Annotated in this window: 13 protein-coding genes; 9 read left to right on the top strand and 4 right to left on the bottom strand. The window is 67.1% G+C overall.

Features of this window, described 5'->3' with window-relative positions:
- Positions 1–558 carry a methylated-DNA--[protein]-cysteine S-methyltransferase gene (locus VHAB30_RS10360; RefSeq protein ID WP_159276978.1) on the bottom strand — a complete coding sequence of 186 codons (558 nt, stop codon included), beginning with the start codon at positions 556–558 and terminating at the stop codon, positions 1–3.
- 252 nt (positions 559–810) lie between these two features.
- Between VHAB30_RS10360 and VHAB30_RS10355 the strand changes: the two genes are divergently transcribed.
- Genes VHAB30_RS10355 through VHAB30_RS10330 form a run of 6 tightly spaced genes read left to right on the top strand, consistent with a single transcriptional unit; the run spans position 811 to position 7,964 of the window.
- Positions 811–1,413, top strand: coding sequence for a GspH/FimT family pseudopilin (locus VHAB30_RS10355; RefSeq protein WP_159276977.1), 603 nt, complete (start codon positions 811–813; stop codon positions 1,411–1,413).
- Positions 1,410–2,006 (top strand): type IV pilus modification protein PilV, encoded by a 597-nt coding sequence (gene pilV, locus VHAB30_RS10350; RefSeq protein ID WP_159276976.1) that lies wholly within the window; start codon positions 1,410–1,412, stop codon positions 2,004–2,006. Before VHAB30_RS10355 ends, pilV begins: the two co-directional genes overlap by 4 nt.
- On the top strand, positions 2,003–3,007 hold the full coding sequence (locus tag VHAB30_RS10345; protein WP_235926572.1) for a PilW family protein: 1,005 nt from the start codon (positions 2,003–2,005) through the stop codon (positions 3,005–3,007). The genes pilV and VHAB30_RS10345 overlap by 4 nt, the downstream gene beginning before the upstream one ends.
- A complete protein-coding gene (locus VHAB30_RS10340) occupies positions 3,004–3,612 on the top strand; it encodes a pilus assembly PilX family protein (RefSeq protein WP_159276974.1) in 609 nt (202 codons plus the stop codon). The genes VHAB30_RS10345 and VHAB30_RS10340 overlap by 4 nt, the downstream gene beginning before the upstream one ends.
- A 4-nt stretch (positions 3,613–3,616) precedes the next feature.
- On the top strand, positions 3,617–4,120 hold the full coding sequence (locus VHAB30_RS10335; RefSeq protein ID WP_286670848.1) for a type IV pilin protein: 504 nt from the start codon (positions 3,617–3,619) through the stop codon (positions 4,118–4,120).
- A 49-nt stretch (positions 4,121–4,169) separates the two neighbouring features.
- Complete coding sequence (locus VHAB30_RS10330) at positions 4,170–7,964, top strand: pilus assembly protein (RefSeq protein WP_235926570.1); 3,795 nt, start codon at positions 4,170–4,172, stop codon at positions 7,962–7,964.
- Positions 7,965–7,991: 27 nt separating this feature from the next.
- On the opposite strand, the gene VHAB30_RS10325 is transcribed toward VHAB30_RS10330, so the two are convergent.
- Both VHAB30_RS10325 and VHAB30_RS10320 read right to left on the bottom strand, forming a co-directional pair.
- Positions 7,992–11,048: an FAD-binding and (Fe-S)-binding domain-containing protein gene (locus VHAB30_RS10325; RefSeq protein ID WP_159276973.1), complete on the bottom strand. Its 3,057-nt coding sequence runs from the start codon at positions 11,046–11,048 to the stop codon at positions 7,992–7,994.
- A gap of 9 nt (positions 11,049–11,057) precedes the next feature.
- On the bottom strand, positions 11,058–11,765 hold the full coding sequence (locus VHAB30_RS10320) for a GntR family transcriptional regulator (RefSeq protein ID WP_095948543.1): 708 nt from the start codon (positions 11,763–11,765) through the stop codon (positions 11,058–11,060).
- 121 nt (positions 11,766–11,886) lie between these two features.
- Here VHAB30_RS10320 and VHAB30_RS10315 point away from each other — a divergent pair, with 121 nt between their 5' ends.
- From VHAB30_RS10315 to VHAB30_RS10305, 3 genes are all read left to right on the top strand, one after another.
- Positions 11,887–13,131 carry a pyridoxal-phosphate-dependent aminotransferase family protein gene (locus VHAB30_RS10315; RefSeq protein WP_159276972.1) on the top strand — a complete coding sequence of 415 codons (1,245 nt, stop codon included), beginning with the start codon at positions 11,887–11,889 and terminating at the stop codon, positions 13,129–13,131.
- A gap of 133 nt (positions 13,132–13,264) precedes the next feature.
- Entirely contained in the window at positions 13,265–14,242 is a 978-nt protein-coding gene (locus tag VHAB30_RS10310) for a Bug family tripartite tricarboxylate transporter substrate binding protein (RefSeq protein ID WP_159276971.1), read from the top strand.
- 302 nt (positions 14,243–14,544) lie between these two features.
- Positions 14,545–15,309: a fumarylacetoacetate hydrolase family protein gene (locus tag VHAB30_RS10305; protein ID WP_159276970.1), complete on the top strand. Its 765-nt coding sequence runs from the start codon at positions 14,545–14,547 to the stop codon at positions 15,307–15,309.
- On the opposite strand, the gene VHAB30_RS10300 is transcribed toward VHAB30_RS10305, so the two are convergent.
- Positions 15,258–16,220, bottom strand: coding sequence for a LysR substrate-binding domain-containing protein (locus VHAB30_RS10300; RefSeq protein ID WP_095948546.1), 963 nt, complete (start codon positions 16,218–16,220; stop codon positions 15,258–15,260). The two genes, VHAB30_RS10305 and VHAB30_RS10300, sit on opposite strands and share 52 nt — an antisense overlap.
- Positions 16,221–16,258 lie beyond the last annotated feature (38 nt).

Genomic DNA, 16,258 nt, shown 5'->3' with positions numbered 1-16,258 from the left:
TCAGAACAGCGAGCGCGTTCCGCTCGGCGTGGCGCCTTCGATGTCGAGCATGCGCAGCTTGGTCAACGCGCCACCGCCCGCCGAGAAGCCGCCGGGCTTGTTGCCCGCGGCCAGCACGCGGTGGCAGGGCACGACCGGCGCGAAGGGGTTGTGGCCCATGGCCTGGCCGACCGCGCGCGACAGGCCCTTGTCGCCGAGCTCTTCGGCCACCTCGCCGTAGGTGCGCGTCTGCCCCGGCGGAATGCGCCGCGCGATCGCATAGACGCGTTGATGGAACTCGGACACGCCGCGCATGTCGAGCTCGATGTCGCACAGATCGTCGGTCGCGCCTTCGAGCAGCGCCTGCACGCCTGCGATGGCGTGCTGCGCGCGCGGCGACGGCGGGGCTTCTTCCAGATCAGGAAAGCGTCGGTGCATGCGTGCACGCGTCGCGGCCTCGCCCCGCTCTTCGGGCAGCTGCACACCGACCAGCCCCTGTGGCCCCCAGGCCAGCGCGCAGACGCCGATGGCGGTCGGGAACAAGGCAAAGCCGGAATCGGAAGGAGATGCGGCAGTCATCGGAGCATTGTGATTCAAGGTTGAAAAACGACGCGCGGACATGGGCGCGAAGACCTCTTCCGCAGAAGAGCAAAAGTACCAGCCAAACACCCCGAAATATCGGACTTTCACTCGGCGCTTCGAGGCATTTCCGCTCATCCTTTCGAACGCACCGAATGTCGGCAAGCCGTTGTCGGACATGTGCATCGCCCCCTAGTCTCGCGCCCAGAAGTTGTCGGCTGAAATTCCAAAACAACAAGGAGACACATGCACATGAGGCCACGCGATTCTTCGCGGCCGGCGCGGCTGCGCGACCAGCGCGGACTGACGGCCATCGAGCTGATGGTCACGCTGGCGATCCTCGCGATCCTGATCGGCATCGCGGCGCCTTCGATGACGCGCTTCATCGTGCAGTGGCGGCTGTCCAACGCCATCAACGCCGTGACCGGCTCGCTGCGCACCGCACGCACCGAAGCCATTGCCCGCGCAAGACCCGTCGTCGTCTGCCAATTGCGCGCAGGCACCGCGGTCGAGTGCGAAACCGGCTCGGGCGGCAACGATCTAGCGGCCGGCTGGATCGTCTTCGCCAAGAACGACCGCGACGCCGACTTCGCCTATTCCGAGTCGACAGACGAGGTGCTGTTGCGGCAGGACGCACTGCCCGGCATCGCGAAGATCGCCCTGGGCAAAGCCGGCCGTTTTGTCTTCCTGCCCAATGGTCTGGTGAGCTCGGGGAGCAACAGCATCACGGTCGATGCCCCCGGTTTCGAAACGGCCAGCACCACCCCATGGGCACGCAAGACGCTGTGCATCAGCAAGCCCGGGCGCATCCGCTACGCCGCGGAGGGTGAAGACTGTTCGGGCAACGACGAATGAAGCACCCCACACAACGCGGCGCCACCCTCATCGAGGTGCTGGTCGCCATCGTCATCCTGGCCATCGGCCTGTTCGGCATGGCGGGGCTTACCTCGGCGGCCCTCAAGTACAACCAGTTCTCGCGCATGCGCGCCACGGGCCTGAGCCTGGTGAACGACTACGCGGAACGCGCCCGCGCCAACCTCGCCGGCTTTGCCGGCTACACCCACGCCAAGGCCTACAACGCCAGCACGCGCGAGACAGCCTCCACGGACCCCACGCCGGCGCCAGCCGCCTGCGAGGTCGACACCTCCGTTCCCGACAAGCCGGTCAACACCTGCGGCGCGGCCATTGCCGCCTACGACCTCGCGCAGTGGCTCACGAATGTCGCGAACCGGCTGCCCGGCGGCACGGCCTACGTCACGACGGAACTGGTCGACGCGGCCTCCGGCGTGAACGGCCTGCCGGCCACGCGCGTGCTGAACATCTGGCTGATCTGGCGCGCCATCGCGGAGGACACGGGCTTCGCGCTGCGCCAGGCCTGCCCCATCGCCGGCGCCAACATCGCGGCCCCTGCAGCGGTGAACTGCATGTACTTCCGGATCACGCTGTGAGTGCCGTCTTCGCCGTTCCCCCGCGCAGGCGCAACCCGGTCCGCGGCTTCACGCTGATTGAGCTGATGATCTCGCTGACGATCGGGCTGGTGATCCTGGCCGCCGCCCTGTCCACGTTCTCGACCTCCAGCCGCAGCAGCCAGTTGTCGCAGGCCGAGACGCAGTTGAACGAGGACGGCATCCTCGCGCTCAACCTGATCCAGCAGCAGCTCAAGCAGGCCGGCTATTCGCAGCAGCTCATCCCGAGCAACGGCGCCACGGTGATGGGCAACTACGCCGGCCCCGCCGTGCGCGGATGCACCGGCGGATTCACCGACGCCGCAGCCGCCTTCGACAAGCTGTCGTGCACGGGCAAGGGCAGCGACGCCATCGCCATCCGCTACGAAGCCACCACCGACAACACCATGCCCACGGGCACCGACGCCAAGCTGGCAACGAACTGCCTGGGCAACGGCATCAACGCCCTCACGCCGTCGCAGGTGAGCCCGCCGCCCACGCCGCCCCCCGGCGCGCCCCCACCCGCCAACTACGCACTGGCCGACAACCGCTATCTGGTGACAGACGCGAGCACGGCGCCGATGCTGTCGTGCCGCGGGATGGAAAAGCGCGACGCCGTCAACGCCATCGGCCCCTCGCAGCCGCTGCTGGCCAACGTCGAGAGCATGCGCATTCTTTATGGCGTGGCCAGCCGTCCCAGCATCGAGCTGGCGGCCACCTATGACCCGCTGCGACACCAGATCGTCAAGTACCTCGATGCCGCGGGTGTCGATGCCCTGCCCGGCAGCGGCGTCCTTGCCGATCTCGCAGAAGACCGTTGGAGCCGCGTGCTGAGCGTGCGCGTGTGCCTGCAGATGCGCAGCGACCGGCCGGTGCGCGACGTGCCCGACGGTGGCCTTTCCTACAAGCGATGCGACAACACCGACCGCACCGGCACCGACGGCTACCTGCGCAGGACCTTCACCACCACGGTGCTGCTGCGCAACCGCCTGATCACCCCATGAACACGAAGCCATCCCCTCTTCCGCGCCGCATCGCCGGCCGTGCGTACGAACGCGGCGTCGTGCTGGTCGTCACGCTGATCCTGGTCGTGATCCTGTCGCTGGTCGGCACCTTCGCGATCCGCAATGCCACGCAGAGCGAGCGCAGCGTGAACGGCATTCGTTTGACCGAGGTCGCGCGCGAAGCCGCCGAAACCGCGCTGCGCTTTTGCGAACAGGTGGCCATCTTCGATGGCGACGACAAGGACTACACCGAGTACGCCTCCGTCGGCATGCGCGCCCGGATCATCACGACCCCCATCCGCTCGGAGTTCGACGAAGACGCGGCATGGCGCAAGAAGGCCAGCTGGGTCGGCAACAGCGCGATCGCCGTTCCGAAGGCGTATGTCAACAAGAAGCCCACCGGCACCACGGTCGACGCGACGCCCCTGGAGATCGAACCGCGCTGCCTCATCCAGAAGATCGCCACCACCTCGACGCCCAGTCTGACCGGCTACCTGATCACCGCCCGGGGCTTTGCCAACAACGCCAGGTTCGAGAAGTCGACCGGCATCGCCACCCAGGGCGCCGAAGCGTGGCTGCAGTCCGTGCTGACGCGCGACAAATGACTTCATGACCTTCATCGCCATGACACACCTTCCTTCTGCTTCTTCGCGCTCCCACCGCGGCTTCACGCTGATCGAAGTCATGGTCGTCGTCGCGATCGTCGCCATCCTGGCCGCCATCGCGCTGCCGAACTACCAGGAGCACGTGCGCCGCTCCAAGCGCGCCGAAGCCCAGGGCATCCTGATGGAAGCCGCGCAGTTCATGCAGCGCTACTACTCGGCGAACGATCGCTACACCGCTGCCGCGGGTGATGCCGGCGAGGAGACCGAGCAGAAGAAAGGCGCAGAGAGCCTGTTGCCCAAGGCCTTGCAGCAGTCGCCGAAGTCCGGCGCCGCCAACTACACCATCGCCGTCTTCGCGCGCGACACCCCACCCAGCTACATCCTCAAGGCCACCCGCACCGGCAGCATGACCGGCGACCGCTGCGGCACGCTGACCTTGAGCGGCCTGGGTGTGAAGGACATGGATGACGAGGTCACCGGACTGCTGACGAAGGAGTGCTGGCGATGAATCTCGCACGCCTTGTCAGCGCCCCACTTTCAACCGCAGGGAAAACCGCATGACCGCCACGCGCCCGTTTCTTGTTCAGGTACCCGCCAGGGCCGCACGCACGCTGCGAACCTTCGTCAGTCTCGCTGCCGCGTGGGGCGCGGCGCTTCTTCCCGTTGGCGACGCGCTGGCCGCCACGACGCCGAGCCAGGCCCCGCTGTACAACGCGGTGCCGGGCGCCAAGCCCAACCTGATGTTCGTGCTGGACAACTCGGGGTCGATGGCGGAGGAGGCTCAGGACGGGTACGCGGTCGAAGACAACTGCCCAAAAAGTGGCCGGAATTGCGACGGAAGGTACGGCTGGTATGCCATGCGGTCCAGCGACGTCAACACGCAGTACTACAACCCGGCCATCACCTACACCGCCCGAGTGAATTCGAACGGCACGCCGCAGAGCAATTCGACGTTCTTCGTGGACAACCAGTTGTCAGACAACCGAAGACCGGATCACAACGCCGGTACAACGGCCGGGTCGAGAAAGTTCACCTACGTCCAATGCAAGAACGGTGACTGTTCCAGCGCCGCAAACCGGTCCGAGACCACCATCAGCAATCCGTCCACTTCCGACACCGTCAAGTTGCCCCTCGGCCACAAGCGTACCGACTGCGGACCGAATGCCGCCCAGTGCACCACGGAGCAGGAACGCCAGAACATCGCGAACTGGTATGAGTGGTACCGCTCCCGCACGCTGGCGGTCAGCACGGCCCTGGGCCTGGCGATGCAAAGCTACGACAACAAGTTCAGGGTGGGCTACGTCCAGTACAACAACAACGGAGACGATGCGCTGGGCATCGTGAGTGGCGTCAACTACTTCAGGGACGAAGCGGCCGCGAACGGAAAGAAGTGGAAGACCAACTTCTACGATTGGATCTACGGCATCAACCCCAAGGGAGGAACACCAAGCCACAACGCCCTGGTGCTCGCGGCCGACTACTACGCCGGCAGCACGACGAAGCCCATCACGTCTGCCCCCCTGAACACCCCCTGGAAGAACGATCCCAACGACCCGAAGAGCGGCGAACTGAGCTGCCGGCGCGCCTACAGCATCGTGCTGTCCGATGGCGCCTGGAACGCGAAAACCGCGCAAGGCATCGACACGCAAAAGACCGCCAGCAGCGCAAGCATCAATTTCGACGGCAAGCCGTCGGCAAGTGCCACTGCCTTCAGCTACGACCCGAAGGGTGCGCCCGGCTACGACAGCACGGATGCGCTGAAGAAGCTGAACGCCAGAAACACGTACATCCCCTACGGCGACGGCGGCACCAGCAGCAACGGGTTCGCCGACCTCACGGCCCGCTACTTCTGGCATACGGATTTCTCCAAGACGCTCCCCAACGACGTTCCCCCGATGGGCGGCCAGCACAACCCCACGTTCTGGCAGAACATGACCACCTTCACCATCGGCTGGGGCCTGACGCCTTCGGGCGACGCAGGCAGGACCGGCGGGCTGACCTGGGCGCAGATCGAGAGCTACAACAACGATTGGCTCGCCGGCAACGCGGCGAAAAAACCCAACTGGCCCACCAGCGACCTGAACGATGGCGACAAGACGAGCGATGCACAGCGCGTGGACGATTTCATCCACGCCGGCTTCACCGGTGGCGGCCGTGCCTACAGCGTGTACTCGGGCGACGACGTGCGCCGGGCGCTCGACAACGCACTGAGCAGCATGGTCGGGTCCGGCAACGACGCCGGCGTGGCCGTGTCGGGCAACAGCAACGAGTTCCAGACGCTGCAAGGCCAGTACAAGTACACGACCGAGTACCAGACCGCGGACAACAGCGGCGACATCAAGGCCTTCGAACTGAATGCCGACGGTGACTACAACGCGGTCGACAAAGCAGGCAAGCCGATCCCGGCCTGGTCCGCCAATGTCAGGATGCCCTCCGCGAACAAGCGGTCGATCTTCGCCTTGTCGAACTACGACCCCAACGCCCCCGCATCGGCCCTGCGCACGGTGCTGACCAACGACACGCGACTGGACAAACTGCCGGCCGATTTCCAAGCCCTGCTCAATGCGGACAAGCAACAGGCCGCAGACGAGAGCTTTGTCCGCTACCTGCTGGGCAGCGACCCGCAGAAGGACGCCGACGGCACGGTCTACCGGTTGCGCAAGCAGCCCATCGGCGCCTCGGTCAACTCACCGCCGGTGTTCGTGGGCGGGCGTTTCGACATGGGCTATGGTCCCTTGAGCGCGGTGGACGGCAGGGGCACCCCCTATGCCGACTACAAGGCGCTCAAGAGCTCAGCCCCTCCCACTATCTTTGCCGCCACCAACAACGGCAAGGTCCACGTGCTGAACGCCGCCAGGAACGACGCAGGGGGCATCGAGCTGGCCGCCTTCATGCCCAAGGGCGCCATGGCGTCGCAGGTCGACCTGGCCAATCCGAACTTCCGCTTCCGCTACACGCTCGACGGCCCGCTGGTCGAGCAGGACGTGTACGACAAGAACGGCGTGGCGCCGGCAGGCGGAAAGAACACATGGCGCCAAGTGGTGCTGGGCACCGGGGGGCGCGCGGGCCCGTTCATGTACGGCCTGGAATCGCCTTTGGGTGCCACCGGCCGCACGCCGACCCAGAACCACTTTCTCTGGGAGGTGAACAACAAGCACAAGGACTACGCCGACCTGGCCCACGTGACCAACAACCCCGCCGCGGGCCAGCTGGACGACGGCACCTGGGTCATGCTCACAGGCAGCGGTCACTACCCCGAAGCCGGCAAACAGGTCGGGCTGTACATGGTGGAGGCGCTCACCGGCAAGCTCAAGAAATTCATCGGGCTCCCCACGGAATATGGCAACACCGCCACTGGCGGCAACCGCGGCCTGGGCGGCGTGGTCGCCGTGCGGGACACCACCCGCCGCATCGTCGCCGCCTACGCCGGCGACGCGAACGGCAACCTGTGGCGTTTCGACCTGCGCAGCGCAAAGCTCGGGACTTCCGCCAAGGGCCAGCTGCTGTTCACCACGCAGGGCGGCAAGACGCAACCGATCTACGCCGCACCGGCATGGCAGGTCCACCCCGGCGACGGAAGCACCTGCACGTACAGCGCGTCCGCGCAGTGCGGCGCCATCGTGGTCGTGGGCACAGGCATCCTGCTCGACGAGGAAGACCTCGCGACGCCCGCCAGGAAGCAGGCCATCTACGGCATCTGGGACCCGACGCCCATCGGCGGCGACGCCAAGGCCGACGCACGCAAGGTCGAACTCGCTGACCTCGTGGAGCAAACCATCGACAAGGCCTCGGCAAAGGTCGGCTTGCTCGACGAGCGCGACAAGAACTTCTACCAGGTCAGCAGCAACGCCGTGGACTGGAAAACCAAGAAGGGATGGCTGCTGAACCTCGGCGCGATCCCCTACCCCGGGGCGATGGAGAACGGCGAGCGCGTGGTGGGCGACCTGGCCAACCTGGGCAGCAGCGTGATCGTCACGTCCTTCCTGCCGGAGGACAAGAACCTGGGCATCGAGTCCTGCACGGCCACCGGCAGCCTGCCGAACAACACCTACGTGCTGGACGCGTTGACGGGAAAAAACAAGTATTCGTTCGACGTCGATGGCAACGGCAGCTTCGATTTCTATTCGATCGTCTCGAACCCTGCCGGCGGTTTCACGCGCGGCAACGTGACCTCGCGCAACATGGTCGGCCAGCCCAACGAAGGTCGCCCCGACGGCAAGCCCGAAGTCAATTGCACCAATGAAACGGGCTTCCTGACCGGCGTGGGCGACACGCAGAAGATCGGCGACGGCTGCGGGGTGTCGCGCACCTGGCGCCGCAGCTGGCGCCAGGTGGTCTCGCCACCCTTCTGAGTTCCGAAAGAGAAAGCCGCAGCCGCCTCAGAGCATCATGTGCCGCGCCAGCAGCACCGCCACATGCACCGCCTCGCGCTGCGCCCCGTCGCCGATCTGGTGCCTGCAGCTCGTGCCGTCGGCCACCACGATCGCATCGGGCTTGGCGCGGATGGCGGGCAGCAGGCTCGCCTCGGCCATCTGCATCGACACCTCGAAGTGGCTCGCCTCGTAGCCGAAGCTGCCGGCCATGCCGCAGCATGAGCTTTCGATGAGCTCGGGCTCGGCGCCCGGAATCAGCTTCAGCACGTCCATGATCGGACTCACCGCGCCGAAGGCCTTCTGGTGGCAGTGGCCGTGCAGCAGGATCGGCGCGGTGGCCGGCTTCAGCGCGAGCTCGAAGCGGCCGGCCTTGCGTTCGCGGGCGATGAACTCTTCGAACAGCAGCGCCTGCTTCGCGACGGCCTGCGCCTTGTCGCCGAAGCCCATCACCAGCGTTTCGTCGCGCAGCGTGAGCAGGCACGAGGGCTCGAGCCCGACGATGGGAACACCGGCCTGCGCCAGCGGCAGCAGCGCGTCGATCAGCGCCCCGGCGCGCACCTTGGCCTCGTCCACCATGCCGCTGGCCAGGAAGGTCCGGCCGCAGCAGTGGTGCCCGCCGCCCTTCTCCACCGTGTGCAGCGCATAGCCCGCGGCGTGCAGCACGCGCGCGGCCGCGAAGACGTTCTCGCTTTCGAAGGTGCCATTGAAGGTGTCGACGAACAGCACGGCGACCTTGTCGCCGCGCGCCGCGGCAGCCAGCACCGAAGCCTGATTGGAAAACAAGCCAGCCGCCACCGCGTCCTTCGCACGCCAGAAGGTGTCGGTGCGCCATTCGGGCAGTGAGCGCTTCGCCGAAAATCCCAGCATCTTCTCGCTCAGCCATGCCGCGCCCGGCACGCGGTTGCGCAGGTTCAGCAGCCACGGCATGCGGCTGGCGCGGTGCGCATAGTCGGGCATGTAGGCGACCAGCTTGTCTTTCAGCGTGTGACCGTGGCGCTTCTTGTAGTGGTCGAGAAACTCGACCTTCATCTTCGCCATGTCGACACCGGTCGGGCAGTCGCGCTTGCAGCCCTTGCAGCCGACGCACAGGTCCATGGTCTCGTGCATGGCCTCGCTGGTGAAGGCGTCGGCGCCGAGCTGGCCCGACAGTGCCAGGCGCAGCGTGTTGGCGCGCCCACGCGTCAGGTGCTGCTCGTCGCGCGTCACGCGGTAGCTGGGGCACATGGTGCCGGCGTCGAACTTGCGGCAGTGGCCGTTGTTGTTGCACATCTCCACGGCCTTGGCCAGGCCGCCGGTGCTGTCGCCGCCGGTGCCGGGCGCGGTGGTCACCTCGGTCACGGGGTCGGCGTTGACGTTCCAGCCCGACCAGTCGAGCACTGGCTTCAATTCGATGCGGCGGTACGGCTTCGGCGCGGTGGGCGGCGCAAAGCGGAACAGCGCGCCGTCGTCCATGCGCGGCGGGTCGATGATCTTGCCGGGGTTGAACAGGCCGATCGGGTCGAGCTGCTGCTTGATCGCGCGAAAGGCCTCGTTGATCGCCGGGCCAAACTGCCATTCGATCCATTCGCCACGGCACAGGCCGTCGCCGTGCTCGCCGCTGAAGGCGCCCTTGTATTTGCGCACCAGCGCGCTGGCTTCTTCCGCGATGGCGCGCATCTTGGCCGCGCCGTCGGCGCGCATGTCGAGAATGGGCCGCACGTGCAGCGTGCCGACCGAGGCATGCGCGTACCAGGTGCCGCGGCTGCCGTACTTGGCGAACACCTCGGTCAGCGCGTCGGTGTATTCGGCCAGGTGCACCAGCGGCACGGCGCAGTCCTCGATGAAGCTCACCGGTTTGCCGTCGCCCTTGAGGCTCATCATGATGTTGAGGCCGGCCTTGCGCACTTCCCACAGGTTCTTCTGGCGGCCGTCGTCGGGCATTTCGACCACGCTGCCGGGCAGGCCGAGGTCGCCCATCAGCTCGACCAGTCGCTTCAGTTGCGGCAGCAGCGCGGCCTTGTCGGCACCCGAGAACTCGACCAGCAGGATGGCGGCGGGCTTGCCGATCAGCGCCGTTTCCACGGTCGGCTTGAAGGCGGGGTTGGCCAGGCTCAGTTCGATCATCGTGCGGTCGACCAGCTCCACCGCCGTCGGCCCGAGCTTCACGATGTGCTGCGCCGCATCCATGGCTGCATGGAAGGTCGGGAAGTTCACGATGCCCAGCACCTTGGCGCGCGGCAGCGGCGCCAGCTTGAGCTTCAGGCTGCGCGTGTAGGCCAGCGTGCCTTCGGCGCCGATCAGCAGGTGCGCGAGGTTCACGCTGCCGTCGGCCGTGTACGGTTTCTCGCTCTGGTTGTCGAAGATGTCGAGGTTGTAGCCCGCCACGCGGCGCATCACCTTGGGCCAGTGCTGCGCCATGGCGTCGCGGTGCTCCTGCGCCAGTCCGTGCACGAACTGCGCAATGCCCGTCGCGCGCGCACCGAGCGTGCCCACCGGACCGAATTCGACCAGCTCACCGCTCGACAGCCACGCGCTCGCGCCCAGCACGTTGTGCACCATGTTGCCGTAGGCGATGGAGCGTGAGCCGCAGGAGTTGTTGCCCGCCATGCCGCCCAGCGTGGCCTGCGCGCTGGTCGACACATCGACCGGGTACCAGAGCCCGTGCGGCTTGAGCTGCGCGTTCAGGTGGTCGAGCACCAGGCCCGGCTCGACCGTCGCAGTGCCCTCTTCCACGTTCACCTCGAGCACCTTGCGAAAGTGCTTGCTGTTGTCGATCACCAGCGCCGCGCCCGTGGTCTGGCCGCACTGGCTGGTGCCGCCGCCGCGTGCCAGCACCGGCACCTTCAGGTCGCGCGCGATGTCGATGGCAGTGGCGATGTCGCGCTCGTTCGTGGGCACGAAGGCGCCGACCGGCGTGATCTGGTAGATCGACGCGTCGGTGGCGTAGCGCCCGCGCGAGCCGTCGTCGAACAGCACCTCGCCCTGCGTGTCGGTGCGCAGCCGGCGCGCCAGCAGTTCGCAGCTGTCGTTGGGCGGAAGAACGGTTCCGGCTGGCTGCATGTGGCTGGCGGGATCGATGCGCATGGTGGGGTGTCAGCTCGCTTTGTTGGTTGTGCTCTTGGCTTGCGGATAGATCTGCCCGGCGCGCAGCAGCTCCAGCACGGTGTCGCGCTTGCGCAGCACGTGCGCCGTGAGCACCTTGCGCATGGCCTGCGCGTCGCGCGCGGCCAGCGCCTGCACCATCTGCTCGTGCTCCTCGACCGCGTGCTTCCACTTGGTCTCGTCCTGGTTGGTGCGAAAGCGCAGCGACTGCACGCGGGCGTTGATCGAGCGGTAGGTGTTCGACAGCACCGGGTTCGCCGCCGCGTCGTTGATGGCCGTGTGGATGCGCGCGTTCAGGCGGTAGTAGCCCGACAGGTCGCGCCGCGCGAAGCAGGCCATCATTTCGTAGTGCAGCGCGCGCACCTCGGCCAGTTCCTCGTCGGTGATGCGCTTGGCCGCCAGCTCGCCCGACATGCCCTCGAGCATCGCCAGCACCTCGAAGGTGTTGAGCACGTCGGCCTCGGTGAGCTTCACCGCCACCGCGCCGCGATTGGGCAGCAGGTCGACCAGCCCCTCGGCCGCCAGCAGCTTGATGGCCTCGCGCAGCGGCGTGCGCGACACGTTCAGCTGCAGGCACAGCTCGCGTTCATTGAGCTTGGCACCGGGCGCGATGCGCCCCTCCACCAGCATGGTGCGCAGGCGCGACGCCACCTGGTCATGCAAGGCCAGCCTGGAGATTTCGATGATTTCAGCGGTCATATGGGGTTCCCTTGTCTGCATTTTGAATGCAAAAAATAGCCGATACAACCTGGGTTGATAGGTGTAAACCAGCATACATAAATGCATTTTGAATGCAAAACTGAGCGCACAAGGAGAGCCCATGCTGCAACTCGACATCCACCCCACCGGCCGTCACTTCCTCCAGATTCCCGGCCCCAGCCCGGTCCCCGACCGCATCCTGCGGGCCATGAGCCTGCCCACCATCGACCACCGCGGGCCCGAGTTCGGCACGCTCGGTTTGAAGGTGCTCGGCGGCATCAAGGAGATCTTCAAGACGAAGCACCCGGTCGCGATCTACCCGGCCTCCGGCACCGGCGCCTGGGAAGCCGCGCTCGCCAACACGCTCAGCCCCGGCGACCACGTGCTCATGTACGAGACCGGCCACTTCGCCTCGCTGTGGCAGAAGATGGCCACGCGCCTGGGCCTGTCGACCGAGTTCCTGGCCTGCACCGGCACCGACGCCCACCTGCCCAACGCCCCCAGCTGGCGCCGCGGCGTGCAGGCCGAGCTCATCGAGGCGCGCCTGCGCAAGGACACCGAGAAGAAGATCAAGGCCGTGTGCGTGGTGCACAACGAGACCTCCACCGGCGTCACCTCCGACATCGCCTCGGTGCGCAAGGCCATCGACGCGGCGGGCCACCCCGCGCTGCTCATGGTCGACAGCATCTCGGGCCTGGCCAGCGCCGACTACCGCCATGACGAATGGGGTGTCGACGTCTGCGTGAGCGGCTCGCAGAAGGGCCTGATGCTGCCGCCCGGCATCAGCTTCAACGCCCTCTCGCCGCGCGCGCTCGAAACCGCGAAGCACGCAAAGCTGCCCAAGGCCTTCTGGGCCTGGGACGAGATCGTCGAGATGAACAAGGACGGCTACTGGCCCTACACGCCCAACACCAACCTGCTGTACGGCCTGTCGGAATCGCTGGACATGATCCTCGGCGAAGGCCTGGACAACGTGTTCGCGCGCCACCAGCGCTGGGCCGCCGGCGTGCGCGCCGCGGTCAACACCTGGGGCCTGCCGATCCAGTGCGCCGACCCGTCCGTGTACTCGCCCGTGCTCACCGGCGTGATCACGCCCGAGGGTGTCGATGCCGACGCCGTGCGCCGCCTCATCCACCAGCGCTTCGACCTCTCGCTGGGAACGGGCCTCGGCAAGCTCAAGGGCCGCATGTTCCGCATGGGCCATCTGGGCGACAGCAACGACCTCACGCTCGTGGCCATGGTCGCGGGCGTCGAGATGGGCATGAAGCTCAGCGGCATCAAGCTGGCGGGCAGCGGCGTGCAGGCGGCGATGGACTATTTCGCGAGCCACCAGGCCGCACCGGTCGGCCTGCAAAAAGCAGCCTGAACCCGGCGCACGCCAACCCACACGGGCCGCAGCGCATCGCTCGAACGATGCGGTGGTCCACCACCACCCTGCCGGGCCCGCGCAAGCGGCTCCCGGCACGCATCGGATTCCCCAACCGACGGAGACAAAGAAGATGCAAAGACGTTCCCTGATCCAGGCCGCCGCCGGCGCGGCCGCCACGCTGGGCGTGCCCCGGCTGTTCGCGCAGGAGTGGCCCACGGGCCCCGTGCGCATCGTGGTGGGCTTTCCACCCGGCGGCGGCACCGACGCGCTGGCGCGCGTGGTCGCGCAGAAGCTCACCATCATGTGGGGCCAGCAGGTCATCGTCGAGAACAAGGCCGGCGTCGCCGGCGTGCTCGCGGCCGACTACGTGGCGCAGCAGCCCAGCGACGGCAGCACCCTGCTCATGGCCCACATCAACAGCCACGCGCTCGCGCCCAGCCTGCAGCCCAAGCTGCGCTACAACGTGGAGCGCGACTTCGTGCCGATCGTGCTCGTGGGCGTCACGCCCAACCTGCTCATCGCCAACCCGGGCCAGAAGGCCCTCAGCGTGAAAGACATCGTCGCCGCCTGCAAGGCCGCGCCCGGCACCGTGAGCTTCGGCTCCGCCGGCGCGGGCTCGGCCCAGCACCTGGCGCTGGAGATGTTCAAGCTGCAGGGCGGCGTCGATGCGCTGCACGTGCCGTACAAGGGCAGCGGCCCGCTGCTGGCCGACCTGATGGGCGGGCAGATCCAGTACAGCTTCGAGACCATGACCGCCGCCACGCCGCATGTGAAGAACGGCCGTGTGCTCGCTGTCGCGCAAACGCGCACCAAGCGTGCCAAGGGCCATCCGAACGTGCCGACGATGCAGGAGCAAGGCTTTGCCGGTTTCGAAGCGACCACCTGGTACGGCCTGGCCGGCCCCGGCAAGCTGCCCCCGGCCATCGCGCAGAAAGTGAACCGCGACGTCAACACCGTGCTCGCGATGCCCGATGTGCAGGAACGGCTCGACACCTACGGCGCGGAAGACGGCGGTGGTTCGCAGGACAAGTTCAAGCAGTTCATCAGCACGGAGATCGCCAAGTGGGCGAAGGTGGTGAAGGACGGCAAGGTGCAGGTTGAGACCTGAGGGCTTTCTTTCAGGGCGACGCTCCCGCCGACGGGGTACCTTGCTCCGCGAATGTCCTCCGGGCTTCGCCCTCCCCCTTAATTTCGCTGCGCAAGGCACCCCATCGACGTGAGCGTCTCCAGTGCGGTCGTTGATCGGGCCAGCACAACGACAGCGCCCAGCGTGCCCAGGACACTGGGTGCTTCCCGCAGCGAAATCAAGGAGGAGCCGAAGGCGGGGGACATTCGCGGAGGGAAGTACCCGGTGGCCTGGACACGCGCCCTGAACAAACGACCCCCAAAAGAAACTGAGAAGATCCAAAAATGACGCCCGACCAAAAAGCCCTCACCGAAGCCCTCATCGCCGCACGCCAAGCCAACCGCACGCTCGACGCAACCCCGTGGACCGACGCCCTGCCAGACGCACCTCAAGCGTATGAAGTGCAAGACGCGGTAGCCGCAGCCCTCGGCTGGTTCGACGGTGTCCCGAAGACATGGAAGTCCGGCGGCGGCTCCCGCAGCGCCACGCTCACACACGCTCCGCTGCCCCCGTCCGGCGTGCGCCAGAGTCCCGCCAACTTCAGCGACCTCACATTTCACACCCCCGGCATCGAAGCAGAGATTGCACTAAGGCTCGGCCAGGACGTCACACCCGCCCAAGCCGCCGCACTCGATCACGACAACTCGGCTGCCCTCATCGACGCCATGGCCGTCTCCGTCGAAATCGTCGATGCGCGTTGGCAAGACCTGGCCGCCACGCCCGCCCTGCTGCGCCTGGCCGATTCGCAAGTCCACGGCGCACTCGTACTCGGCGACTGGCAACCGTACGCCGCCGTCGACTGGGCCTCGCAGCGCTGCGAAACGAAGATCGGCGACGCAGAAACGGTGGTGCGCGAAGGCACGCATCCGCTGGCCGATCCGGCCTGGCTGCTGCCCATCTGGCTGCGCCACCTCACGCGCCACGGCCAGACCGTGCCCGCCGGCACGGTCGTCACCACCGGCTCGTGGGTCGGCGTGCTGCCCTGCCGCCGCGGCGATCAGGTGACGGCCGAATTCCCCGGCATCGGCGCCGTGCGCTTGAGCGTGTAACGCCCGCCGCCCACGCCCGAGCACGCCACCAGGAAGTCGAGCACCGCCCGCACCCGCGCGGGCAGCGTGCCGGCCTTGCCGATGTACACCGCGTGGATCGGCTCGATCTCGCCCGGGTTGAACTCCTCGAGCAGCGGCACCAGCCGGCCGGCATCGATGTCGTGCTGGATGTGATACAGCGACAAGCGCGCCACGCCCGCCCCCGCAATCGCCAGCTGCCGCAGCGTCTCGCCGTCGCCCGCGCGCACCGGCCCCGCCACCGGCAGCATCACCATGCGGCCGTCGACACGCAACGGCCAGTCGGGCGTGTTGCGCCGGTAGCTCCAGCCCAGCCGGTTGTGCGCCTCCAGCTCCTGCGGCGTGCGCGGCGTGCCGTATTTCGCCAGGTAGTCCGGCGCGGCCACGATGGCCTGGCTCGTTTCGCCCAGGCGCCGCGCCACCAGGTCGGACGACGGCAACTGGCCCCAGCGGATCGCGATGTCGGCGCGCTCGTCCATCAGGTCGACGATGCGGTCGGTCAGCGCAATGTCGAGCGTGATCTGCGGATGCATCTCGAGCAGACGCGGCACCAGCGGCACCAGCTTGTGGTGCCCGAAAGACACGCTGGCGTTGATGCTCACGCGCCCGCGCGGCGCCGCACCGGCTGCGGCGCAACGCTCCGCCTCGTCCATGTCGGCCAGCACGCGCGTGCTGCGCTCGTAAAAATGCAGCCCCTCGGGCGTGAGCTGCAGCTTGCGCGTGGAGCGGTGCACCAGCTGGATGCCCAGGCGCAGCTCAAGCCGCGCCACCAGCTTGCTGACGGCCGAGGGCGTCATGTCCAGCAGCCGCGCCGCCGCCGAGAAACCGCCCGCCTCCACCACCTGCACGAAGGCCTCCATTTCGCCGGAGCGGTTGACGTCGATGCGCGGCATGGCCTTCCTTGATTGTGACTTGAATTCACAAGTGCATG

This window comes from Variovorax boronicumulans, from assembly GCF_009811375.1.
GTDB classification, from domain to species: Bacteria; Pseudomonadota; Gammaproteobacteria; order Burkholderiales; family Burkholderiaceae_C; genus Variovorax; species Variovorax boronicumulans.
Note: the sequence above shows the minus strand (reverse complement) of the source record. Positions and strands in the feature narration are given on the sequence as shown.